This window comes from uncultured Ferrimonas sp., assembly GCF_947489035.1.
In the GTDB taxonomy this organism is placed as follows: Bacteria; Pseudomonadota; Gammaproteobacteria; order Enterobacterales; family Shewanellaceae; genus Ferrimonas.
On sequence record NZ_CANLCI010000010.1, the window covers coordinates 96,985 to 120,504 of the forward strand.

Below are 23,520 nucleotides of genomic sequence, written 5' to 3' on the forward strand. Positions count from 1 at the left end.
TATTTTGAGGTTAATCGAGCAGTGCTGTGCTGTGTTCTATCAGCCAGGATAACGCTGGGCCTTTGCCGCTGCCCATGGTGGTAACGCGATCAATCGGTACGGTCCAAGTGGTTAAATCAAATCGTAACGATAATTGCACCAACAGGCCTAAATCGATGGCGGGTTGGGCCAGATGAGCCGGCAGATAACACCAGCCGAGTTTGGCTTGAGCCATCTGCTTGAGTCCATCGAAATCGTTGCAGTAAAACACCTTTGGCGACAGCGGCGCACTGATTTCGGCCACGCGGCCATCGCTGCTTTTTACCTGTAACTGCCGATGTTGGCTGAGTTCGCTGCGGCCAATGCTGGGCAGCTGCGCCAGCGGGTGCTGCGGATGGCACACGGTATAAAACGGCAGTTGGCCAATCAGCCCCAGTTCTACCCCAACGGGCATATCCTGTTCGAACTCCACCAGCATCAGCCCCAACTGCGCTTCGCCCCGCTTGACTAAATTGGGGATCACGTCGCTGTTGGCCAGATTTAGGGTGATGGTGGTGGCGGGAAAGCGCTCGCTAAAGCGCGCCAGCATTTGATAAAGGCGGGGCAGAGTGACGGCCGGATCAACCGCAAGGGTGATGTTGGTTTCGCTGGTAATGCTGAGGGCTTCGGCGGTGGCTTGCAGCTCTTGCGCTTGCTGCAAGACGGCTTTGGCTTGTTGCAGTAGCTGCTGCCCCTGTGGCGTCAAGGTGGGTTTGCGGCTGCTGCGATCGAACAGGGTTTGGCCTAAATCGATCTCGAGATTGGCGATCCCTTGGCTGACCGCCGATTGGGCTTTGCCGAGCTTGCGGGCGGCGGCCGAAAAAGACCCCGCTGCGGCACAGTGCACAAACAAATCCAACTGTTGCAGGTTTAACATATCGACATATCCGATAGTTATTAACTTTTATGTATTCGTAAAGCTAATAGTATTGCCGGTTATTGGGCAAAACAAATAAATGAGTGCAGCAATGAACAAGAAAGAGCGGATCGTGCACAGTGTGCTGTTTGAGGTGCTGGCGCTGTTGATGTTGATCCCGTTGGGGGCGGTGATGGGCGGCATTGATGGCAGCACGATGACGGGGATCGCCGTGGCGATGAGTGTTATCGCGATGGTGGTGAACTACGGCTATAACTTGGCGTTCGATAAAGCGTTTGGTGACAACCGCATCGAACGCTCGTTGTGGCTGCGAATTGGCCACGGCATCGGTTTTGAAACGGTGTTACTTGGTGCCAGCTTGCCGCTGTTGATGTGGGCGACCGGCTTGGATTTCTGGACGGTGCTGTTACTGGACTTGGGCATGGTGGTGTTTTTCTTGCTGTATGCCATCGCCTTTAATTATCTGTACGACATCGCCCGCCACCGGTTGGTTACGGCGGCCAGTGCTCCGTGCCAGTAGCTCTGCATCTAATTAAGCCGACATCAATAATAAGGGCTGTGTACCAATTAGCTGTTGAACTTATTGTGCATGACCCGCTGCGGCATAAAGGTCATTGCCGGGACCGCCCGGCGGCGGGCAAGGGACTCGTCCCTTTGCAATCTCTGGCCTCTACGGCATCCTGCCTTCGGCTTTATTTCATCACTGCTGCACTCGGCGTCACCAAGTCGGCAGAAAGCTCTCACCGCCAGATGATGACTTAGCCGTGACAGATACGCCGCACTGGCTTTACTGCCGCATCACAGCGTTGAGCGGTGTACTGCAAAATGAGGTTGAGCAACAGGATGTTGCGAGTGCATCGCTAAGCCATGGATGGCGCATCGATGCCGTGCCGAATGGCGCAGTGCAAGGAGCGAAAGTTGAGCTGTGCTAAGGCAATGGGATCCCAAAGGGAGGATCCCCCCCTTTTTCTACGAGCTAGTGTGCCGTCGCCACTGCGACATAACCACTTAAAAGCAGTGCCATCGAAGCTCGCGCAGGCGACAATAGCTACCGCGCAGCAACGCCAACAGTTAACTAATACACAGCCATAATAAGGGCCGCAATATGCGGCCCTTTTCTTGGCACGGTGCAAAGTGATGTCTGATTACGGTTACGAGGTGCCCGGCAGGATTTCAAACTCGACTGGGAACGCCGATAGCGTCATCAGCAGCTGGGCAAACACCAAGATGTTGCCAGTGGCGGTGGCATTACCCGCCGCCAGTTGGCTGGCAAAGCTGGCGCGTTGCTGCATCACCGCCACCAGATGTTCGCGGTCGATGGTGAAGGTGAGATCGGCGTTGTCGGCTTGCTCACCGGCGATGGTGGTCATGGTGGCGTTGCTTAGCTCAATCACAAAAGTTTCGCCGGTGTCGGGGGTAATGAGGTTAATCACAAAATTGAGTCCCTCGGCTTTTTCGGCGTCGATGCGGATCGCCAGTGCATCAAAAAACAGCTCGGTTGGCAGCGCTTTCATCACATCGGGGTTGCGGGTATCTGGGGCAAACCCTGTTGGGATCCCAGAGCGCAACTCGTACGCGCCTTGTAAGAAGCTGTTACGCAGGCCAGGGTTTTCTTGCTGGTAACCCAGTTGCTCATAGCAATCGGCCAGCAGCTGTTTCGCCGCTTTATGATTGGGCTCGGCGTAGCGCAGCTTATCTAAAATTTCCACCGCCAGTTTGTAGTCGCCGCGATCGTGCAACTGTTGGCCTTTGGCGATAATGGCGTCAGCACCGCCCATCATCTCGACATACAGCGGCGCAGAATCCCCTGGCGATAACGGAATCAAGGTGGCGGGGTTGTTGTCCCAGTAGCCCAAGTAACGGTTAATCACCCCGCGACTGTTGTGCTCTGGCGAACCATGATAGCCCCGGTTGTACCACTGCTGACTGATGCTGGTGGGGGTTTTGAACTGATTGTGGATCTGGTTAATGGTGATCCCTTTATTGGCCAAATGCAGCACTTGGTTGTTGATGTTGGCGTACAAATCACGCTGGCCACGCAGCACCTCTTGGATGCGATCGTTCCCCCAGCGAGGCCAGTGGTGCGAGGCCATCATCACCTGCGCTTGCTGGCCATAGCGGTACAGCATGCGGTTAATGTATTTCGACCACGCCAGCGCATCGCGCACTTGGGCGCCGCGTAGGGTGTAGATGTTGTGGAAGGTGCCGGTAACGTTTTCCGCCGCCCACAACAGCTTTTTATCGGGGAAATAGGTGTTCATTTCGCTGGGGGCTTCGGTGCCAGGGGTTAATTGAAACTCCATGGTGATGCCATCGATGACCCGAGTTTCAATTGCTTGTTCAATCAGCTGGGTGGGCGGGATCAAGCCAATGGTGCCGCGCGACAGAGTTTGCGCTAAGCCTTGGCCAGCATGCCCGTAAGGGCCCGCAGGCAGAGCGATGCCGTATTGGTAATACATGCGCCGAGTCATGGCCGTACCGGCGTACACGTTTTCGCTTACCGCGTGCTCGGTAAAGCCAGCGGGGGCAAACACCGGCACTTTACCTGAGGCCACATCCTCTTCGGTAACCACACCGTGGGCACCGCCCCAGTGATCCCCGTGGCTATGGGAATACACCACGGCGGTAACGGGTAAGGATTCTATCTGTTGGTTGATCAGCTGCAGTGCCGCCCGCGACGTCTCTTTGGTGGTCAGTGGATCAAACACAATCCAACCCCGCTTACCGCGGACAAAGGTGATGTTGGCCAGATCAAACCCGCGCACTTGGTAGACCCCATCCATCACCTGATAGAGGCCATAGTTCATGTTGAGCTGGGATTGCCGTACCAAGGATGGGTGGATGCTGTCGCTGTTGTTGGCATCTTCAATAAACTGAAATCGGCCCAGATCCCACACCACTTTGCCGTCGTCGTCTTTGATCTGCATTGATGGCGGCGCGGCAATAAAGCCTTGTTTCTGTTCATCGAAATCCCGTTTGTCGGCAAACGGTAGGGTGTTTTTGGCTTGTTGTAGGATCGTTTTGGTGAACACCGACGGCGCTTTGCCTTCTGGGTGAAAGTGCTGCTTGGGTGCAGCGGCAGTGGCCGCACTGCTGACCAATATGGCGCTAAGCAGGGCGGTTACGGGCAACGCGAGCTGGGGCATTGATATCATGATTGCTCTCCTTAGCAACGGACACCGGCTGTTATTCGCTACTGCTTATCGATAACGGCTCGTTAATAATGGCGCTTGGGTCATAGGGTTTTGGTAACTGTTGGAGCGATTCCAATGGCTTACTTAACCAATGTGGTGTTTTTTTGTGCCGATGTAAACGCCATTCATGTTGGGGCCAGTTGGCATCGGCGGCGGCCGGTGGCTGACAAAAGCGGCGCTGGCGGTTAGGATGAGCGCCGTTTTTATGACTGAGATGAAGAACCGATGGCCGAGCCGAAGTTGATGATTGGGTTAACCAACCCGAAAAGCCCAACCAATGTTGGCGCAGTAATGCGAGCCTCTGGCTGTTATGGCGTGGACGAGGTGCGTTACACCGGTGCCCGTTATGAACGTGCCGCCAAGTTTCATACTGATACCCACAGCGCCTCGAGCGCCATCCCGTTAACGGCGGTGGCCGATCTGCGTGAGAATTTGCCCGCGGGCACCAAGGTTGTCTGCATTGAATTGGTGGAAGGGGCGGTGCCACTGCCGCAGTTTGTGCACCCAGAACAGGCGATCTACCTGTTTGGCCCAGAAGACGGCAGCTTAAGTCAAGAGGTGGTTTCCGCAGCAGACGGGGTGGTGTATGTGCCAACCAACGGCTGCATGAATCTGGCCGCAACCGTTAATGTGCTGCTGTACGATCGCATGGCCAAATCCGATTTTGCCCAAGGCGATGAGCTTGTGCGCGACAGCCGCGACATCAATAACCGCCTGAAGTGTTAACGCCGTGGCCTTCGCTTAGGCGGCGTTGCTGTCGGGCTTAGCCGCCAGTTGCCCTACGGTGCTGGCAAAGCTCGACAGGCTCGACGATTCCATAAAGATGTGCCGCTTACCGTGCTGCTTACAAAAGCGTTTGAGCTTGTAGTAGGCGTCGTGGCTAACGCAATCCACCGCGCAGATAATGGTATCGGCGGCGGCCAACATCGACTCCAGTCGCTTGCGGCTGTCCTCTTTGCCGCCATCGTGGTGACTGAATTGCCCGTTACTGCGCTCGACAATCGCCCGATATTGCTCCACCAAACGGTGCAAACCGCCCACCACTAAGACGTCTTGCCCTTCCAAGTCTGGGCAGCTGCCGCAATCGCTGCTGCCACAATCGGTGCAGCCACTGGCGCTGGCCGAAGGCCCAAAGGCGGCCTCTAGGGTACGCATATCCTGTTCATGCTGGGCGCGGATCTTATCCAGTTTGCGTTGATGGGTCAGCGCCGTCATCTGCCAGTGATCGCGCTGCTCGGCGGTGCGTTGCAGTGCGCTTTGGCTGTCTTGGAAACGCTGCTGCAGCTGCTGGTTTTGCTGTTGTAATTCAACGCTGTCGGCCGTTTGTGCGCCTTGCTGCTGCAACTGTTGGTGGCGCAGCTCTAATTGGCGGTGGCTTTGCTGCAGCGCCGCAAGTTCAGCCCGCAGTGCCAGCAGCTGTTTGTCTTTGTCTTGCTGAATTTGGGTGGCTTTCTTCTGCTGTTGCTGCTGGGTTTGCTTCAGCTTGGTTAATTCGCTTTCTGCTTGGGTTAGGCGTTTTAGATCCGCTTGCTGACCTGCGCCAATTTGGTGCGACAACATATGGATGGTTTCAAACGCTTCTTCTTGCAGTGCTTGGTCGCATTGGCCGTGGGTTAATGTTGCCCACAGTGCTTCGGCCGTTGCCCCACGGGCAAGGGCATCGTTCCACATCTGGCGCAAGCTGGTGACGTCTTTGGCGGCAGCAAACTGCCGAGCAGCGCTGCTGTATTTGCGCTCTAAAAACTTGAAGGTGGCCAGCGACAGCGGGTTTTTGTTTTGGGTGTTGGTGACAAAAAAGGTGTGCAGCCAATAGTCGTTCTTGCCGATGGCGTAGGGATCGCCGTGCTTTTTGGCCAAGGTACGCAGTTCGGTGTTGCTCAAGCAGGTGCCGATCACCGGACAATGCAGCTTGGTTTCTAACTCCCACAGTTTGCGGCGCAGACGGGTAGTCGAGCCCTGCGGTTTGCTGGGGATCATTGGGATGGCGGGCGTTTCTACCGCTTCTGGGCGAGCAAGACACATAACGAGGCGACCTAACTGAACGTTTAAAAATAAGTGTATGGCCAGTTAACTAGTTGTCAATGATAATCGTTATCGTTTGTGATTTTGATCGGCGAACCATTGGCCAAACTGTGCTGGGGGATGGTCGGATCAGCGTATCTCGACTTTGTCCCGCAGGCGCTTTACGTTACCCTTTGCGCCAGTAAATTCAATAGTAAGCATGAGTATGCGGTTACGCTTTGCACCGCCGCGTGCCATCAGGGATCTGACATGATTATCAAACCTAAAATCCGTGGCTTTATCTGTACCACTACGCACCCAGTGGGCTGCGAAAAAAACGTTAACGACCAAATCGCCTACGTAAAGTCACAACCCAAACTGGATAATGGCCCGAAGCGTGTGCTGGTGGTGGGATCGTCCAGTGGCTACGGTTTGGCATCGCGGATCTCCGCCGCCTTTGGCAGTGATGCGGCCACCATTGGCGTGTTCTTCGAAAAGCCTGCCACCGAGCGTAAGCCTGGCACCGCCGGTTGGTACAACAGTGCCTACTTCGAAAAAGCCGCGAAAGAAGCGGGCGTGTACGCCAAAAGCATCAACGGCGATGCGTTTTCTCACCAAGCCAAGCAAAAAGTCATTGATCTGATTAAAGAAGACTTAGGTCAGATCGACATGGTGGTGTACTCGCTGGCTTCGCCAGTGCGGAAAATGCCAGACAGCGGTGAAGTGATCCGCTCTTGCCTGAAGCCAATGGGCCAGACTTACACCGCCACTGCGGTAGACACCAACAAAGATCAACTGTTTGAAGCCTCGGTTGAGCCAGCCAGCGACGAAGAAGTGGCCAACACCGTCACCGTGATGGGCGGCCAAGATTGGGAGCTGTGGATCAACGCGCTGAATGACGCTGGTGTATTAGCCCAAGGCTGTCGTACCGTAGCTTACAGCTACATCGGCACTGAAATCACCTGGCCGATCTACTGGGATGGCGCTTTAGGCGAAGCCAAGAAAGATCTCGATCGCGCTGCAGCGGCACTGGATAACACCTTGAGCAACATCAACGGTGGCGCGAACGTTGCGGTACTGAAAAGCGTGGTAACCCAAGCATCTTCAGCCATTCCAGTGATGCCGCTGTACATCGCGATGGTGTTTAAGAAGATGCGCGAAGAGGGCGTACACGAAGGGTGCATCGAGCAAGTGTGGCGCATGCTGTCGGATCGTTTGTACAACGGCAAGCCGCTGCTGACCGATGATAACAACCGCCTGCGTTTGGACGATTGGGAGCTGCGTGAAGACATTCAGGCCCACTGTCAGGCGCTGTGGCCACAACTGACCAACGACAACTTGACCGAACGTACCGATTACGTTGAGTACAAGCAGGAGTTCCTGAGTCTGTTTGGTTTTGGGTTAGAGGGCGTGGATTACGACGCTGACGTAAACCCAGAAGTGCCGTTTGATGTGATCACCTTGGATTAAGCGCTGCGCTGAGTTGCTTTGGTAACAGCACAGCCTCAGGGCAAAACAAAGGCGACCATTAGGTCGCCTTTGTTGTTCTGGGCTGCGGTGGCTCAATTGCGGGCGCGCAGCACCTGTTGTTCAATCAACAGCTTGGTGTATTCGTGCTGTGGGTTTTCAAACACGTCGGCGGTATCGCCTTGCTCAACGATCACCCCTTTACGCAGCACAATCACCCGATCGCTGATGTGGCGCACCAAACCTAAATCGTGCGACATCAAAATGTAGCTTAGCCCCAACTTGCGTTGCAGCTGCAGCATCAAGTTGATGCACTGAGCTCGCAGCGACGTATCTAAGCCACCAAAGGCTTCATCGGCGATCAGAATTTTCGGTTCGAGCATCAAGGCGCGGGCAATGGCCACCCGTTGGCGCTGGCCATTAGCCAACATCAGTGGGTAAAAATCCGCATGTTCCCGCAGCAAGCCAACCTGCACCAAGGCTTTTTCTACCGCGCGAACTCGCTCGGATTTGCTCATGTTGGTGTTGAACTGCAGCGGTTTTTCCAGCTGTTCGCCCACCCGCAAACGTGGGTTGAGTGAGGTGGCCGGATCTTGAAATATCATGCGGATGTTGCGGCTGCGCTGGCGGTTGTTTTGGCTTTCAAGCTCTTTGCCATCCAGAATGATTTGGCCCCCGCTGCGCGCCTTAGCACCGCTAAGCACCTGCGCTAACGAGGTGCGGCCTGAGCCCGCTTCTCCCACAAACGCCAAGGTTTCCCCAGCGCGCAGATCAAAGCTGATGGGGGCGAGCGCTTGCAGGTAATCGCGGCTAAAGAGCGATCGTCCGCGGGGGTATTGTTTGTGCAGATCCCGCACTTGCAGCATCGGCGTGGTCATGATTTTGTCTCTTGTTCTAGCGGGAAGTGGCAACGGAACGCGTGGCCGTTGACGGTGCGGATCACCGGTGGTTTGACGCACTCTTTTTGGGCGTGCGGGCAGCGGGGGCCAAGGCGGCAGCCCACCGGCAGGTGCTGCAACAGCGGCACCGCACCGCGCAAGGCAGGCAGATCGGCTTTTTTGGTCAGATCCAGCTGGCTGGATAACGAACTGTTCAGCAACGCTTGGGTGTAGGGGTGCTTAAACTGTTCCAGCACTTTTTTGCCGCTGCTGGATTCCATCAAATGGCCGCAATAGAGCACGGTTACCCGATCAGACCAGCGCCCGACCGAATGCAGATCGTGGCTGATGAACAAGATGGCGACGTTGTGCAGTTGGTTCATCTTCTCCAGCATGCGGAAGATCTGCGCTTGAGTGGCGGTTTCAAGGCCGGTGGTGGGTTCGTCGGCGATGATCAATTTGGGTTTGCGCGCCAACGCCATCGCCAGCATCACTTTGTGGGCTTGGCTTTCGGTTAACTCCCACGGGTAGGCTTCCAGCAAGCGGCTGTGATCCTTTACTCCCACTTTGTGCAGCAGTTGGATCGCCAGTTTGCGTTGCTCACTTTTGCGTTTCCACCAGGGGGTTTCCGCTTTGTGGGGCATCGATTCAATCAACTGCGAGCCAATGTTGGCGGTGGGATCCAAGCAGGCGGCGGGCTCTTGGAAGATCATCGCAATTTCGTTGGTCATCAACTGGCGGCGCTCACGATTGGTCATCGCGAGCATGTTTTTGCCGTTCCAGTTAAGCCGATCCGCTCGAACGTGGGTGCGCCGATCGGTGATCCCCAAAATCGCTTTAGCCAACAAACTTTTGCCCGAACCAGATTCGCCCACTAAGCCGTGGATCTCCCCTTCCGACATCTTCAGGCTGAATTTTTCCAGCGCTACATAACGGCCGTGGGGGGTATCCAGCTCGATGGTGAGGTTTCGAATATCAAGCAACTGCATCAGTCGCGCTCCTCGGTGATGGCATGGCGCAAGCCATCGCCCACTAAGTTGGTGGCCAATACGGCCAGCAAGATGGCGATCCCCGGCATGGCAACGGTCCAAGGGGCACTGAGCACATTGGCTACGCCGTCGCGCACCATGGCGCCCCATTCTGGTACTGGCGCTTGGGCACCTAAGTTCAGGAACCCTAAGGCGGCGATGTCCAAAATGGCTGCCGAGAACGTTAAGGTGGTGCGTACCACCATAGTATCGACGATGTTGGGCCAGATGGCGTAACGCAGCAGCTGGTAACGGTTGGCGCCATCGAGTTTAGCGGCGATCACGTACTCTTTTTGGCTCTCTTCGTGCACGGCGTTGTGCACGGTGCGGACGATGCTGGGCAGCAGCGCTAATCCCACCGCCCAAAAGATGTGGTTCAAACCTTGGCCCAATACGGCCACCACCAGCAGCGCCAGAACCACCGACGGCAGCGACAGCAAAGCATCAAGCAGGTGGCCTAAAATCGACGCCCGCAAGCCGCGGGCGGTGCCAGACAGGGTGCCGATCATAAAGCCAACGATCACGGTTACCAGTACGATTAAGGCGGCGTAACCAAAGGTTAAATGGGCGCCGTGCAGTAAGCGCGACCAGATATCGCGGCCTAAGGCGTCGGTGCCAAAAAAGTATTTTACGTCGCCGTTGGCGTCCCACGAGGGCGGCGCCAATAGGGTTTGTGAGGCTTGTTCGACCGCACTGAACGGCGCGAGCCAAGGCCCAACCAGAGAGAGCGCGAGCATCAACCCCAGTGCCCATAAGCCAATGTAGGCGGATGGGCGGGCGCGGAAGTGGTTCCAGATCTGCGCCCAAGTTGAGGGGATTTTGTCCTCGTAATACAGCTGTGGACTAGCCATGGATCTCCTTACGGCTGACCGGATTAAGCAGGGCGTGGGTCACTTCCAACAGGATGGACAAAATAATGATGAACATCGCCATCACTAAGATCCCACTGTGTAGGGCGGTGTAATCCCCTTGATAGAGCGATGACAGCAACCAGCTGCCGATCCCCGGCCAGTTAAAGATGGTTTCAACAATCATTAAGGTGGAGGCAATGGGCCCTAATTGCAGGGTCATGGTGCGAAACATTGGCGACATTGAGTTCGGCATGGCGTGGTTAAACACCAGGCTCCATTTGGCGATCCCCCGCGCTTTTAGAGCACGAATGTAGGGCTTTTCCATCTCCGCCAACATGCTGACGCGCACGGTGCGGATCACCAAGGTGGTGGGCAGGGCTGCCATCACCATCACGGGCAGCACCAAGTGGGCGATGGCGTCGTTCAGTGCCTGCCAGCGCCACGGCTCGCCAGATAAGGGGATATCAATCAGCATAAAGCCGGTGTGGAAGGGCACATCGTAGAGCAAGTTTAAACGGCCATAAGGGGGCAGCAGATCCAGATCCAAACCGAAGGTGATCAGCAGCAACAGCCCCAACCAAAACGCCGGTAAACTGAAGCCCAGCAGGGTGATGGCCCACAGTATTTTGGGCCACAAGCCAGACCGGCCAGCGGCGATAACGCCCAGCGGTACGCCCAACGCCAAGGCGATAAACAGGGCGATGGCGGTCAGTTCTACGGTGGCGGGCACCGCTTGGCGTAGCTCGACGGCAATGGGCTGGCCAGAGGCTTGGGATAAGCCTAAATCGCCGCTTAAGCGGTTACGAACAAAGGCTAAGTAGCCTTGGGCTACGTTACTGTCGAGCTGATATTTTTCTACGATGGCAGCGCGTTGCGGTTCGGTGGGGTTGGTGTAACCACTGAGGTTGGTGACCGGATCGCCGGGCATGTGTAAGGTGGCGCTGTAGATCAGCCCCATCAGCACCAGACTGGTCAGCACCAACAGATTCAGGCGCCGGATCAAATAGGTAATCACAGTGCCTCCTTACCAACGGTAGAGAAGTCGATGCCGCCGCTGATGTGCAGCATCCGGCCTTGCCAGTGGCGTTTGCGCCCCAAAATGCGGCTGGCGTGGGCTAACGGCACCAAAGGGGTTTGTTGCTGCAGTTGATATTCCAACTGGCTGTAAAGCAACTGACGCTGCTGTGGATCGCGGCTTTCGCGAGCTTGGGCCATCAGCTGATCGAACTTAGGATCACACCAACGGGCGCGGTTAGAGCCATAAGCCAATGCCGAGCAGCTCAGCAGAGGGCTAAAGAAGTTATCGGGATCGAGGTTGTCGGCAGACCAACCAATCAACACTGAATCGTACTCCCCCAGCTGCAAGAGCTGTAAAAAGCGGCCCCAGTCGTAACTGACGATGTTGGCGCTTACGCCAATGCGGGCCAAATCCTGTTGGATAAGCTCTGCGCTTTTCATGGCGTCGGGGTTGTAGATGCGCCCCACGGGCACCGCCCAAATGTCGATGCTGATGGGGCCAACGTTGGCTTGTTCTAGCAAGCGTTTGGCTTGGGCTGGATCGTGCTCAATGGCGGGCAGGTTAGGATCGTAGGCCCAAGAGATGGGGGGGAGCATCCCTTTGGCCATCACGGCGGTGTTGTGGTACACCGCTTTCAAAATGCGGCGTTTGTCCACGGCCAGATTCAGCGCTTTGCGTACCTTGGGATCGTTAAACGGCGCTTTATTGGTGTTAAAGGCCCAGTAGGCCACATTGAGTCCCGGCATCACGTCCAACGCGAGGTCGTCGTAGCTTTGAATGGTGCCCAACTCGCTGATTTGCGGCAAGGCGGCCACGTCGCAATCGCCGCCAATCAGCTTAATCACGCGGGAAGAGGCCGACGGGGTGATGTCGAACACCAACTGATCCAAACGCGCTAACGGGCCCCAATACTGGTTGTGGCGATCGTAACGGATGTATTGGTTGCGAACGTAGTTACGCAGTTTAAATGGACCGGTGCCGATGGGCTTGGCGTCCAGCAGTTCTGGCGTACCCGCCGCCAATTGGCTTAGGCCATACTCTTGCGACAAGATCACCGCAAAGTCGGTGGCTATCTCGGCCAAAAAGTTGGGCCGCGGCTGCTGCAGTTCAAATCGAACTTGGTCATCGGCCACCCGCACTAACTTCAGGCCAATATGATCTAAATCGATGCTTTGGAAAAAGGGGTAACGGGCGCCGCCAATCTGGTGATAGGGGTGGGATCGCTTGAGCCACCGTTCGAAACTGAACAGCACGTCGTCGGCGTTAAAGGCGCGGCTGGGCTGAAAGTAATCGGTACGATGAAATTGCACCTGTTGGCGCAGCGTAAACAGGTACTGCCGGCCATCGGCGCTGATCTGCCAATCCACCGCCAGTTCGGGCAGCAGCTCGCCGGTTTCCGGATCGATCTGGATTAAGCGGTTGTATAACTGCTTAGCGGTGGCGTCGATGGCGGTGCCAGAGACGGTTTTTTGAGGGTTGAAGGTTTCAGGATCCCCTTCAGAGCAATACACCAATCCATTATCGATGTATTGCTGTTGTTCGCTGCAACCGACAACGAACAACATAAGCAAGGCTATAAGTAGCCGCGACTTGGCCATGATATTGATTCACAACTTATTGATCCGCGTAGTCTAGCAGGGCGGGGTGGGGGGCTCAATTTTCCTGAGCCAACATGTCGTATTTCTTCAAAATACCGCGCAGTTGATGGTAGGTCAGCCCCAAGAGCTCGGCGCTTTTCTTCTGGTTGTATTGGCTGTGTACCAACGCTTGCTGCAGTAAGTTGCGTTCGCTGTCTTGGCACACCTGCTTAAAGTCTAGCGGGAACTGAATGTGGCCACTGCCATTGACCTTAACGGCGGCTGGTGCGGCGGCCTCATTGCTGGTTGCGGTTTGGGCGGGCTCGCTGCTGCGATCCTCGGTGTGCACCATCTGCGTTGGCCGCCATGGCGACTCAAACGGATCCAGTACAATCTCTTGCAGTGGGATATGAATGTTGCTGTGGCGGTAAACGCTGCGCTCAATCACGTTCTTTAATTCCCGCACGTTGCCTGGCCACGGATAGGCCATTAGGGTTTTTTGAGCGTTGCTGCTAAAGCCAGCAAACAGCTCTAACCCAAGTTGACGGGTCATCTGCATGGCGAAGTGATCCGCCAAAATCAGGATATCTTCTTTACGCACCCGCAGTGGCGGCAGGGTGATCACGTCAAAGGCAAGGCGATCCAGCAGATCCGCGCGAAATTTGCCCTGTGCCGCCAGCTGAGGCAGATCTTCGTTGGTGGCACAAACTAAGCGCACATCGCTGCGGACGGTGCGGGTGCCGCCAACCCGTTCAAATTCGCCGTACTCGATCACTCGCAACAGCTTCTCTTGCACCAAGCCCGAGGTGTTGGCGAGCTCATCCAGAAACAAGGTGCCTTTATCGGCGCGCTCAAATCGGCCTTCATGGCGCTTACTGGCCCCGGTGAAGGCGCCGGACTCATGGCCAAACAGTTCGCTTTCTAATAGGTTCTCGTTCAGGGCGGCACAGTTCAGTTTGACGTAATTCTGTTCCCAGCGGCTGGAGAGAAAGTGCAAGCGTTCGGCGATCAGTTCTTTCCCGGTGCCCCGTTCACCGATGATCAGCACCGGTTTAGTTAAGGGGGCAACTTTCGATACGTGTTCTAGCACTTCATGGAAGGCGGCAGATTGGCCAATTAAATTATTGGCTTGGCGATTTGATGACATCCGTGCTCTCGCGTGGTTAATTTCACTATCCAGTGGTGAAATCCATAATATGGACTTGAGCTGAAAAAACCACCATTAATGCTATTTCTTTCAAAAACAATAACTTAAAAACTTGGCACGGGATCTGAATAGGATTGGTCGAGGGCAACACTTTTTAAGAGGATTCAAATTATGGGCATTTTCTCTCGTTTCGCAGATATCGTGAACTCGAACTTAAGTTCACTGCTGGATAAAGCTGAAGATCCAGAAAAAATGGTGCGGTTGATCATTCAAGAGATGGAAGACACGTTAGTTGAAGTTCGTTCCACCTCGGCACGGATCTTAGCCGATAAGAAAGAATCACTGCGTCGCATCCAACGTGCGGAAGCACAGGTACAAGATTGGCAGGCAAAAGCCGAGTTGGCGTTGTCGAAAGGGCGTGAAGATTTAGCCCGTGCCGCCTTGAGCGAAAAGCAAAACGCCGCTGAAATGGTGGATGCGATTAAGCAAGAGCTGGTGACCATCGAACAGCAACTGGAGCGCTTGAAAGAGGAAGTGGCGCAGCTGCAAGATAAGCTTAACGATGCTCGTGCGCGTCAAAAGACCATCATCATGCGTAAGCAAGCGGCGACTTCCCGTTTGGATGTACGCAAACAGTTGGACACCAACAAGATCGATCAAGCAATGAGCCGCTTTGAACAATACGAGCGCCGCGTTGAAGGGATCGAATCCGAAGTGGAAGCGTACCAAATGACTCAACCGAAAGGTCTGCAAGATGAGTTTGCAGCGCTGGAAGCAGAAGATAAAGTTAATCAAGAGCTTGAAGCTCTGAAAAAAAGCATGGCCAAGAAAGAAGCCTGATCTGATCACACGGTAGAGGAAGAGACATATGGAAGACCTAGTAGTCCTGTTGATTGCGCCACTGATTGTCTTCACGATTTTTGTGGCGCCAATTTGGCTCATCCTGCATTACCGCAGCAAGAAGCAGATCACTCAGGGGTTAACCGACGAAGAGTATCAGCAATTGAATGAGCTGCTGGGACGTGCAGATAAGATGTCGGAACGTGTTGATAGCCTCGAGCGTATTCTTGATGCTGAAGCACCAGAATGGAGACGCAAACATGAACACCAATAACCAAAAAGAGCCGCTTTATCGGATCCCCAGTCAAGGCAAAGTGGCCGGAGTCTGTGCCGGCATCGCTGAACGCTTTAACTTGGAAGTTTGGTTAGTACGTATCGTGACGCTGTCGGCCATGATCCTTACTGGGGTGTTCAGTTTCGTGTTACTGGGGTATGTGGTGGCGTGGGTGTTGTTAGACAAAAAGCCCGAAGCGCAGCCCATTCACCGAGCTGAAGTGAAAACCAAGGTATGGCAAGCGGGCGAGTCTCCACGCAATGCGTTTCGCGACATCAACAGCAAGTTTCGTTCGTTGGAACTGCGGATCCGCAACCTTGAACGCTTTGTGACTTCCGATGCGTATCATCTTGGCCGTGAGATCGACAATTTGAAATAACCCAAAAATCGCAATCAATGCTATTGCGAATGGGTAAGCCCTCTTAAGATGGGAGCCATTGGCTCCCTTTTTTATGTTAATGGATCATGCGGTAATGGTTAGTGTTACGCCCCACCTAAAGCGGTTTGGAAAACAGTTAGAGCAGATCGCCTATCGCGGTTTGGATCAGCATTTGCGTGTGGGCATTACTGGGTTGTCTCGGGCGGGTAAAACCGCGCTGATCACCTCGCTGGTGCATCAGCTCACTCATGCAACGGCCAATCAGCTACCCATGTGGCAGGCGTTGGCGCAAGGGCGGATCCTAGGAGTGCAGCGCCAGCCCCAGCCGGATTTAACCATGCTGCCGTTTGATTACGATGGCGCGATGGCGTCATTAACCGCCGAGCCCCCCTGCTGGCCGGAATCCACCAAGGGGTTAGCGGAGATCCGTTTGGCGATTCGGTTTGAGCCCCAAGGCGGGCTGAAACGGCAGCTGGCCGATCACTTTACGCTGTACTTGGATCTGGTGGATTACCCCGGTGAATGGCTGCTGGATCTGCCGCTACTGGAGCTGGATTACCAGCGTTGGTGCCAGCAGCAGTGGCAGTGGTTAAGCCAAGCCTGTTGGGCCGAACCCAGCCAAGAGTGGCGGCAACACAGCGGCAGCGTAACGGTTGCGGATGAAGCCCAAGTGGCGCAGGTGGCTGACGCCTATGCTCAGTTGCTGCAGCGGCTGCGTTTTGATCATGGTGCTACTTACTTACAGCCGGGACGGGCGCTGCTGCCGGGGGATCTAGCCGGTACGCCGATTTTAGCGTTCTATCCGCAAGATCCTGCCGAGCATGATCCGCAATCGGCATTAACCCAGATGCTCGAACGCCGTTTTGAAGCGTATAAAGCTCAGGTCGTGAAGCCGTTTTATCGCAATCACTTTGCTCAGTTTGATCGGCAAATTGTGTTGGTGGATTCGCTGGCGGCGCTGAATCATGGCCGTGCTCAGGTTGAGCAGATGAGCCAATCCTTACAGGCGGTGCTGCAAAGCTTTCACTATGGTCCTGGCTCGCTGTTAAAGCGCTTGTTGTCGCCTCAAATCGACAAATTACTGTTTGTGGCAGGCAAAGCGGATCACATCAGCATCGATCAGCACAGCAATTTACTGGCCTTGACCGATCAGCTGATGGGGGCCAGTGGCAAGCGAGTGCGCTTTAGCGGAGCCAAATCGGAAAGCATGGTGCTGAGCGCCATCCGTGCTAGCGAGCAAGGACAGGTGGATGATGGCAGCGGGCCGGTGGCGGTGATCCGTGGCACCGACATGAACAATCAACCGCTATTGCGTTTTCCTGGCGAAGTGCCAAAACAGCTGCCCAAGGGGCAATTTTGGCAGCAGCAAGGGTTTAACTTCACCCCGCTGGCGCCACCCCGTGGGTTAACCAGCGATGGTCCGATGCCACACATGCGCATGGATCATCTGATTGATTGGATGTTGGGGGACAAACTGACATGAGTAAATTAAAAGCGGCGCAAGATTTTTCCGCCCAAGCGAATGACGATATCGCCCCGCCGAGCAAACCGATAGCCCCAGCCCAAGAGTGGCAGCAAGCGCAGTTTGAACAGCACCAGAGCGACGCCGAAGTGGTGGCTGCACCAACGGAGAAACGCTCTAAGTTGATGCGAGTCTTTGTGTTGGCGCTGCTGGCTTTGATCGTGGCAGAAAGCGGTTGGACGCTTTGGCAAGCGTGGCTCCGTGGCCCCATTTGGTTCGGGCTCTATGCTGCCGTGTTTACCGGTGCCATCGCACTGCTTGGGCGCCTGTGTTGGCGCGAGTTTATCCGTTTGCGTCAGCTCAAACGCAACCAGCGTCAGCGTCAAGCGGGGATCCGCATCAGCGACAGCAGCCAAAGCGGCGAAGCGCAAGGGTTGCTGGATCAGATCAGCGCCACCACACCGGTGCCGTTTGCCGATGCCGTTAGCCATTGGCAGGCGTGTCGTCAGCCTCACCACAACGATGTCGAGCAGCTGCAACTGTATGAGCGCAATGTGTTGCAGCGCCAAGATGAGGCTGCTCAGCGCTGCATTTACCGGTACGCGGCGCAGTCCAGTTTGTTGTTGGCGGCAAGCCCAATGGCCAGCTTAGACATGGCACTGATGCTGTGGCGCAACCAAGCGATGCTGGATCAAATCGCTCGAATTTATGGGGTTGAGCCGGGTTATTGGAGCCGCATCCGTTTGCTGCGGCAGATGCTTAATAACCTGCTGTTTGCTGGCGGTTCGCAGGTGGCGCTGGATCTTGGCACCCAGATGTTGTCGGCCGAGCTGACCGGTAAGTTGTCAGCCCGGGTTGCCCAAGGGTTAGGGGCTGGGCTATTAACGGCTCGGTTGGGTTATGCCGCCTGCGCGGAATGTCGGCCGTTGCCTTATCAAACCGAGTCCCGCCCGAGCTTAATGCAGGTGCAAGGCAAGCTGCTTGCTGAGTTAAAAAGCGTCAGCGCCGATGCCCTTAACAGCGCCCGAGCTCGGCAGCAACGTAACGAACAATTTACGGACTAGCACGGGACTGATTATCTAAAGGGGATTCTCAGCCGCTGGCGTTGTCTTATGTTAGAGAATTGTTGCGTAGGCACGATTCATACTAAAACAACGCCGCGCCTTGATGAGGGGAGAAGCCCAATGGATGCACCGAAGCAGCCGGAGACCAAAATGCACCCGGAAACCTGCGTGATCCACGGTGGTCATGTACGTGATAGTAGCGGTGCCTTAACCACGCCGTTGCTGCAAACCGCCACCTTCGCGTTTGAAGATTGTCGCACCGGTGGCGCGCGCTTTGCTGGTGAGCAGGCGGGCCCCATTTACACCCGCTTGGGTAACCCCACCACCAATGAACTGGAACGCCGCATTGCGCTGCTGGAAGGCAGTGAAGATGCGGTTGCCTTTGGCAGTGGCATGGGGGCGGTGTCTGCTGTGTTGCTGGGCATGCTCAGCGCTGGGGATCACCTTATCGTGGCTGACAGCCTGTATGGTTGCTGCCACGCCCTTGCGACCGAGCAGCTGCCGCGTTATGGCATTGAAGTAACCGAAGTGGATTTTGCCCAGCCCCAACAAGTGGCGGCGGCCATTAAAGCCAACACCAAATTGATGCTGCTGGAATCCCCAGTAAACCCCCACCTGCAAGCGTACGATCTGGATGCCATTGTGGCGATAGCGCAGGCGCAGCAAGTGCTTACTGTGGTGGATAACACCTTCATGACGCCGTTGTTGCAAAAGCCACTGAGCCATGGGGTCGACATCGTGTTGCACAGCGCCACCAAATACTTAAATGGCCACGGTGATGTGATTGCGGGCTTAGTGTGTGGCCGCAGCGAGTTAATGGAAGTGATGCGTAACCAGATCCGCAAGGACTTTGGGGCGGTGTTGTCGCCAAATGACGCCTGGTTGATTTTGCGCGGCATGAAAACCCTGGCGCTGCGAATGGAACGGCATTGTGCCAGCGCCTTAACGGTGGCGCGTTACTTACAGGCCCACCCCGCGGTCGCGGTTGTGCATTACCCCGGCTTGGAAAACCACATGGGCCACCACCTTATCGGCACTCAGATGAAAGCCGGTGGTGGGGTTATGGCGTTAGAGCTTAATGGCGATTACGAAGACGCCTTAACGTTTGTTGATTCGTTATCGCTGTTTACCATCGCCGTCAGTTTGGGCGATCCCGAATCCTTAGTGCAGCACCCAGCTTCCATGACCCACGCCTGTTACGATCCCGACACCCGCCGTAAGGCTGGGATCAGTGATAACTTGGTGCGCTTGGCCATTGGCCTTGAGCATTGCGACGATCTGCTGGCGGATCTGGAGCAGGCGTTGTGCCACTGTTTCGCTAAGGAGACCCAGCAATGAAACAAGCGAAGTACCTAGCGCGGCAACCAAATCAAGATGGGGTGATTGATTACCCCGCCGAGGAACATCAGATCTGGGCCGAGTTATACCAGCGACAGATGGCCGTGATTGCAGGCCGTGCTTGCGATGAATACCTGCATGGGCTTGATATTTTAGGCTTGCCTAGCGATAGGATCCCGCAGCTGGCGGAAGTGGATAAGGTGCTATTGGCCACCACCGGCTGGCAAACGGCTCAGGTGCCGGCGTTGATATCATTCGAGCGTTTCTTCGAACTGCTGGCCACCAAGCGGTTTCCGGTGGCCACTTTTATTCGCAGCAAAGAAGAGTTTGATTACCTGCAAGAGCCCGATATTTTTCACGAAGTGTTTGGCCACTGCCCATTACTAACGAACCCTGCCTTTGCCCACTTTACCCACACCTATGGCAAACTTGGGTTGGCAGCAACGCCTAAGCAACGGGTGTACTTAGCACGGCTGTATTGGTTTACGGTGGAGTTTGGCTTGGTGCAAACCGAACAGGGACTACGGATCTACGGCGGCGGCATTTTGTCTAGCCCGGGGGAAACGCAGTATGCCATGTCAGACAAACCGCAGATAAAGCCAATGAAAGTGGCCGATGCCATGCGTACGCCGTACCGCATCGACATCATGCAGCCAATCTATTACGCCCTGAATAACATCGATCAGTTGTATGAACTGGCTGAACTGGATCTGATGAGCATTGTCGCTCAGGCGCAACAACTGGGGTTGTTTGAACCGCAGTTCCCACCCAAACAACAAGCAAGTTAAGGAAAACCGATGACCACGTTAAACCAGATGAAGTGTGAAGCTTGCCAAGCTGGCGCCCCCCAAGTCAGCGAGCAAGAGTTGGCAGAGCTGATGAGTCAGCTGCCCGATTGGGCTGTGCCTGTGCGCGATGGTGTAATGCAGCTGGAACGGGTATACAAATTCAAAAATTTCAAGCAGGCATGGGCCTTTAGCAACAAAGTGGCCGAATTAGCCGAAGCTGAGTTTCATCATCCAGGCATTTTACTGGAGTGGGGCAAGGTCACCGTAACCTGGTGGACCCACGCCATCTCTGGGCTGCATAAGAACGATTTTATTATGGCGGCCAAGACCGATCAGCAGCAGTAACAACGCCGTAAGGGCGGGCTAGATCCCATTGCTTTTTTGGTGTTTTAAACGGAGTCGGCATTATTGCCGACTTTTTTGATCAACTTAGCACTATGATGTACAGCAATTTTTACAGTATTATCCGCCTGACCGCTCTTAATAAACAGATCAAAATAAAAGGAAGAGCTGATGCGGATGCGAGTAAGTTGCCAAGACCGAGTTGGTTTGGCGCGGGAAATTCTGGAAGCGCTAGAACAATTTAGCATTAACATTAACGCCATCGATGCGGGCAGCAAGGGCTACGTGTACTTGCAGATCCCCGCACCATCATTTGACCAGCTGCAAGAGCTGATGCCGATGTTGCGTAAAATTCCCAATGTAACCGATGTGCGCACTGTGCCTTACATGCCCTCAGAGCGTGAGCACTATGCCATGGAGGTGTTGCTGAAAACCCTGCCTGATCCGATCCTATCCATCGATTTAAAAGGCAACTTGGCCACCGCGAATGTGTCGGCGTTGGCCGTATTGGGCAGTGAATTAAACGAAGTACTGGATCAGCCAGCGGGCAACTTTATCCACGGTTTTTCGTTCCAACGCTGGCTAACCGGCGACACGGTATTACCGCAAGCCACCAAGGTAACCATTAACGGCAGCCAGTTCTTAGCCGAGATGTTGCCGATTGATCTGCCTGACGAAGAGGGCACCAGCATCTTAGCGGGTGCCATGATCCAACTAAAATCCCCCGCCCGCGTTGGCAAACAGTTTAAGGCCCTGCGTAAGCAAAGCAGCGGCTTTGAAACCATGATCGCCGACAGCGACCGCATGAAACATCTGTTGGATGAAGCCGCCCGAATGGCGCAGCTGGAAGCGCCGCTGCTGATCCTAGGGGAAACCGGCACCGGCAAAGAACAATTGGCACGAGCTTGCCATCAGGCCAGTTTGCGCCGTGATAAAGGCTTTGTGGTGATCAACTGCGCCTCTTTGCCAGACAATGTGGCCGAAAGCGAACTGTTTGGTCTGGCTGCCAGCCCCGGCGAAGTGGTTAAGCGCGGCGTGATTGAACAGGCCGATGGCGGCACCGTATTCTTGGATGAAGTGGCCGACATGACCCCAGCGTTGCAAGTGAAATTGCTGCGGTTGATTCAAGATGGCTACTTCCGCCGTGTGGGTGATGACACTGAAATTAAAGTGGATATACGCATTATCTGCGCCAGCCAAAAGGACCTGTCCGAGCTCTGCCAGAAGGGCGAGTTCCGTGAAGATCTGTACTACCGCATTAACGTACTGAATCTGCATTTGCCGCCGCTGCGAGAGCGCAAAGCCGACATCGTACCGCTGGCAGAGCTGTTTATGGAGCACTACAGCCAGCAGCTATCCAGCCCGTTGCGCCAGTTGTCGTCGGATTGCCGCGACTACATGCGGAATTACGCTTGGCCGGGCAACGTCCGCCAGCTTAAAAACGCCATTTTCCGTGCGGTGTCGATGGCGGATGAACGCGGTGAATTAACCCCAGAACAGCTGCGGTTGCCATCGTGGAGCGAAGGCTTTGGTTACTTTGACCAAGAATTTGAAGGCAGCTTGGATCAGGCGGTGAAACAGTTTGAAGCCAACCTGTTGCGCCGACTTTACCCGGCTTATCCGTCAACTCGGCAGCTGGCTCGTAAGCTTGGGGTGTCGCACACCGCCATTGCTAACAAGCTGCGGGAGTATCGTATAGGGAAACAGCGAAGTAGTAGCTAAGCTTATGAAAAAAAAGGGGTTGTTGCCGTCTGTAAAGAGAGGGTGACAACCCTTTTGCATAACAACCAAAACGTGATCAGGGTCACGTTGTTTATTGTCTAAGCAAAGTGCGGTAAACCAAGGTCATCGGCGTGAATGTCTCGCGCACAAATGATTATGGAGAGCCCCTGTGACCCAAGCCAACCCAGATTGGAACCCACTTGCCACCAACGGTTTTGAGTTCGTTGAGTACACCGCCCCAGACTCAGCCGGCATTGACGCCCTGAAAAACCTGTTCAGCCATTTAGGCTTTGCTGAAGTGGCGAAACACCGCAGCAAAGAGGCGTGGTTATATCGTCAAGGCGACATCAACTTCATCATCAACGCACAGCCGCACTCTCAAGCGGCAGAATTTGCTCAGCTGCACGGCCCAAGTGTCTGTGGCATGGCATGGCGCGTAGCGGATTCAGCCAAAGCGTTTCAGCATGCACTGGACAATGGCGCCACTGCCTTTGCGGGCAACATTGGCCCAATGGAGCTGAACATCCCTGCGGTGCAGGGCATTGGCGAGTCCACCTTGTACTTTGTTGACCGCTACGGCGAGCGCTCAATCTACGACGTTGATTTCATCTTCTACCACGATTACAAGCAGCGCTTGGCGGATAAAGACACCGGCCTGTATGAGATCGATCACCTGACCCACAACGTGTTCCAAGGCAACATGAATAAATGGGCTGGGTTCTACGAGAACATCGGTAACTTCCGCGAGATCCGTTACTTTGATATTGAAGGCAAGCTAACCGGTTTGGTTAGCCGCGCCATGACCGGCCCTTGCGGTAAAATTCGCATCCCAATCAATGAATCGTCTGACGACAAGAGCCAGATTGAAGAGTACTTGCGTGAGTACAAGGGCGAAGGCATTCAACACATTGCGTTGACCACCGATAACATCTACCAAACGGTACGCGACCTGCGCGCTGGTGGCATGGAATTTATGCCAACCCCAGACACCTATTACGGCAAAGTGGACGAACGCGTTGCTGGTCACGGTGAAGACTTAGACGCCATGCGCGAACTGCAGATCTTGGTTGATGGCGCCCCAACCAAAGATGGAATTTTGCTGCAGATCTTCACTCAAACCGTGATCGGCCCAGTGTTCTTCGAGATCATTCAGCGTAAAGGTAATGAAGGCTTCGGCGAAGGTAACTTCAAGGCGTTGTTCGAATCAATTGAAGAAGATCAGATCCGTCGTGGTGTGATTTAAGCTGGTTATTCA

Annotated in this window: 22 protein-coding genes; 13 read left to right on the top strand and 9 right to left on the bottom strand. The window is 54.8% G+C overall.

What is annotated here, in order from left to right; translation table 11 throughout:
• Nucleotides 1-10: 10 nt before the first annotated feature.
• On the bottom strand, nucleotides 11-895 hold the full coding sequence (locus Q0796_RS08390) for a LysR family transcriptional regulator (RefSeq protein ID WP_298441927.1): 885 nt from the start codon (nucleotides 893-895) through the stop codon (nucleotides 11-13).
• Nucleotides 896-986: 91 nt separating this feature from the next.
• On the opposite strand from Q0796_RS08390, the gene Q0796_RS08395 reads away from it, so the two are divergent.
• A complete protein-coding gene (locus Q0796_RS08395) occupies nucleotides 987-1,415 on the top strand; it encodes a PACE efflux transporter (RefSeq protein ID WP_298441929.1) in 429 nt (142 codons plus the stop codon).
• Nucleotides 1,416-2,046: 631 nt separating this feature from the next.
• On the opposite strand, the gene Q0796_RS08400 is transcribed toward Q0796_RS08395, so the two are convergent.
• Nucleotides 2,047-4,050, bottom strand: coding sequence for an alkyl sulfatase dimerization domain-containing protein (locus Q0796_RS08400; protein ID WP_298441931.1), 2,004 nt, complete (start codon nucleotides 4,048-4,050; stop codon nucleotides 2,047-2,049).
• Nucleotides 4,051-4,314: 264 nt separating this feature from the next.
• Between Q0796_RS08400 and Q0796_RS08405 the strand changes: the two genes are divergently transcribed.
• Nucleotides 4,315-4,815 (top strand): RNA methyltransferase, encoded by a 501-nt coding sequence (locus tag Q0796_RS08405; protein WP_298441933.1) that lies wholly within the window; start codon nucleotides 4,315-4,317, stop codon nucleotides 4,813-4,815.
• Nucleotides 4,816-4,830: 15 nt separating this feature from the next.
• Here Q0796_RS08405 and Q0796_RS08410 read toward each other — a convergent pair whose 3' ends face one another.
• On the bottom strand, nucleotides 4,831-6,111 hold the full coding sequence (locus Q0796_RS08410) for a DUF2325 domain-containing protein (protein ID WP_298441934.1): 1,281 nt from the start codon (nucleotides 6,109-6,111) through the stop codon (nucleotides 4,831-4,833).
• A 249-nt stretch (nucleotides 6,112-6,360) separates the two neighbouring features.
• Between Q0796_RS08410 and fabV the strand changes: the two genes are divergently transcribed.
• Nucleotides 6,361-7,560: an enoyl-ACP reductase FabV gene (gene fabV, locus Q0796_RS08415; RefSeq protein WP_298441936.1), complete on the top strand. Its 1,200-nt coding sequence runs from the start codon at nucleotides 6,361-6,363 to the stop codon at nucleotides 7,558-7,560.
• 92 nt (nucleotides 7,561-7,652) lie between these two features.
• On the opposite strand, the gene Q0796_RS08420 is transcribed toward fabV, so the two are convergent.
• The 6 genes from Q0796_RS08420 to pspF form a co-directional block, all read right to left on the bottom strand.
• Nucleotides 7,653-8,435, bottom strand: a complete 783-nt coding sequence (locus tag Q0796_RS08420; RefSeq protein WP_298441938.1) for an ATP-binding cassette domain-containing protein — start codon at nucleotides 8,433-8,435, stop codon at nucleotides 7,653-7,655.
• Nucleotides 8,432-9,424 (bottom strand): oligopeptide/dipeptide ABC transporter ATP-binding protein, encoded by a 993-nt coding sequence (locus Q0796_RS08425; protein ID WP_298441940.1) that lies wholly within the window; start codon nucleotides 9,422-9,424, stop codon nucleotides 8,432-8,434. Before Q0796_RS08425 ends, Q0796_RS08420 begins: the two co-directional genes overlap by 4 nt.
• Nucleotides 9,424-10,314, bottom strand: coding sequence for an ABC transporter permease subunit (locus Q0796_RS08430; protein WP_298441941.1), 891 nt, complete (start codon nucleotides 10,312-10,314; stop codon nucleotides 9,424-9,426). Before Q0796_RS08430 ends, Q0796_RS08425 begins: the two co-directional genes overlap by 1 nt.
• Nucleotides 10,307-11,329 carry an ABC transporter permease subunit gene (locus Q0796_RS08435; RefSeq protein WP_298441943.1) on the bottom strand — a complete coding sequence of 341 codons (1,023 nt, stop codon included), beginning with the start codon at nucleotides 11,327-11,329 and terminating at the stop codon, nucleotides 10,307-10,309. Before Q0796_RS08435 ends, Q0796_RS08430 begins: the two co-directional genes overlap by 8 nt.
• The gene (locus tag Q0796_RS08440) at nucleotides 11,326-12,897 is read right to left on the bottom strand and encodes an ABC transporter substrate-binding protein (protein WP_298441944.1); all 1,572 of its coding nucleotides are present in this window, start codon (nucleotides 12,895-12,897) and stop codon (nucleotides 11,326-11,328) included. Before Q0796_RS08440 ends, Q0796_RS08435 begins: the two co-directional genes overlap by 4 nt.
• An 88-nt stretch (nucleotides 12,898-12,985) precedes the next feature.
• Nucleotides 12,986-14,056, bottom strand: a complete 1,071-nt coding sequence (pspF, locus tag Q0796_RS08445; protein WP_298441945.1) for a phage shock protein operon transcriptional activator — start codon at nucleotides 14,054-14,056, stop codon at nucleotides 12,986-12,988.
• 171 nt (nucleotides 14,057-14,227) lie between these two features.
• On the opposite strand from pspF, the gene pspA reads away from it, so the two are divergent.
• From pspA to hppD, 10 genes are all read left to right on the top strand, one after another.
• Complete coding sequence (gene pspA / locus Q0796_RS08450; protein ID WP_298441946.1) at nucleotides 14,228-14,896, top strand: phage shock protein PspA; 669 nt, start codon at nucleotides 14,228-14,230, stop codon at nucleotides 14,894-14,896.
• Between the two features lie 28 nt (nucleotides 14,897-14,924).
• Nucleotides 14,925-15,170: an envelope stress response membrane protein PspB gene (pspB, locus tag Q0796_RS08455; RefSeq protein WP_298441947.1), complete on the top strand. Its 246-nt coding sequence runs from the start codon at nucleotides 14,925-14,927 to the stop codon at nucleotides 15,168-15,170.
• A complete protein-coding gene (gene pspC, locus Q0796_RS08460; RefSeq protein WP_298441949.1) occupies nucleotides 15,157-15,549 on the top strand; it encodes an envelope stress response membrane protein PspC in 393 nt (130 codons plus the stop codon). The genes pspB and pspC overlap by 14 nt, the downstream gene beginning before the upstream one ends.
• A gap of 94 nt (nucleotides 15,550-15,643) precedes the next feature.
• Nucleotides 15,644-17,032 carry a YcjX family protein gene (locus tag Q0796_RS08465; protein ID WP_298441951.1) on the top strand — a complete coding sequence of 463 codons (1,389 nt, stop codon included), beginning with the start codon at nucleotides 15,644-15,646 and terminating at the stop codon, nucleotides 17,030-17,032.
• Entirely contained in the window at nucleotides 17,029-18,075 is a 1,047-nt protein-coding gene (locus Q0796_RS08470) for a TIGR01620 family protein (RefSeq protein ID WP_298441953.1), read from the top strand. The genes Q0796_RS08465 and Q0796_RS08470 overlap by 4 nt, the downstream gene beginning before the upstream one ends.
• 120 nt (nucleotides 18,076-18,195) lie before the next feature.
• Nucleotides 18,196-19,413, top strand: coding sequence for an aminotransferase class I/II-fold pyridoxal phosphate-dependent enzyme (locus tag Q0796_RS08475; protein WP_298441954.1), 1,218 nt, complete (start codon nucleotides 18,196-18,198; stop codon nucleotides 19,411-19,413).
• Nucleotides 19,410-20,201: a phenylalanine 4-monooxygenase gene (gene phhA / locus Q0796_RS08480; RefSeq protein ID WP_298441955.1), complete on the top strand. Its 792-nt coding sequence runs from the start codon at nucleotides 19,410-19,412 to the stop codon at nucleotides 20,199-20,201. Before Q0796_RS08475 ends, phhA begins: the two co-directional genes overlap by 4 nt.
• A 9-nt stretch (nucleotides 20,202-20,210) precedes the next feature.
• The gene (locus Q0796_RS08485; RefSeq protein WP_298441956.1) at nucleotides 20,211-20,546 is read left to right on the top strand and encodes a 4a-hydroxytetrahydrobiopterin dehydratase; all 336 of its coding nucleotides are present in this window, start codon (nucleotides 20,211-20,213) and stop codon (nucleotides 20,544-20,546) included.
• Between the two features lie 168 nt (nucleotides 20,547-20,714).
• Entirely contained in the window at nucleotides 20,715-22,265 is a 1,551-nt protein-coding gene (gene tyrR / locus Q0796_RS08490; RefSeq protein ID WP_298441957.1) for a transcriptional regulator TyrR, read from the top strand.
• Between the two features lie 169 nt (nucleotides 22,266-22,434).
• Entirely contained in the window at nucleotides 22,435-23,508 is a 1,074-nt protein-coding gene (gene hppD / locus Q0796_RS08495; RefSeq protein WP_298441958.1) for a 4-hydroxyphenylpyruvate dioxygenase, read from the top strand.
• The last annotated feature ends 12 nt before the right edge of the window (nucleotides 23,509-23,520 follow it).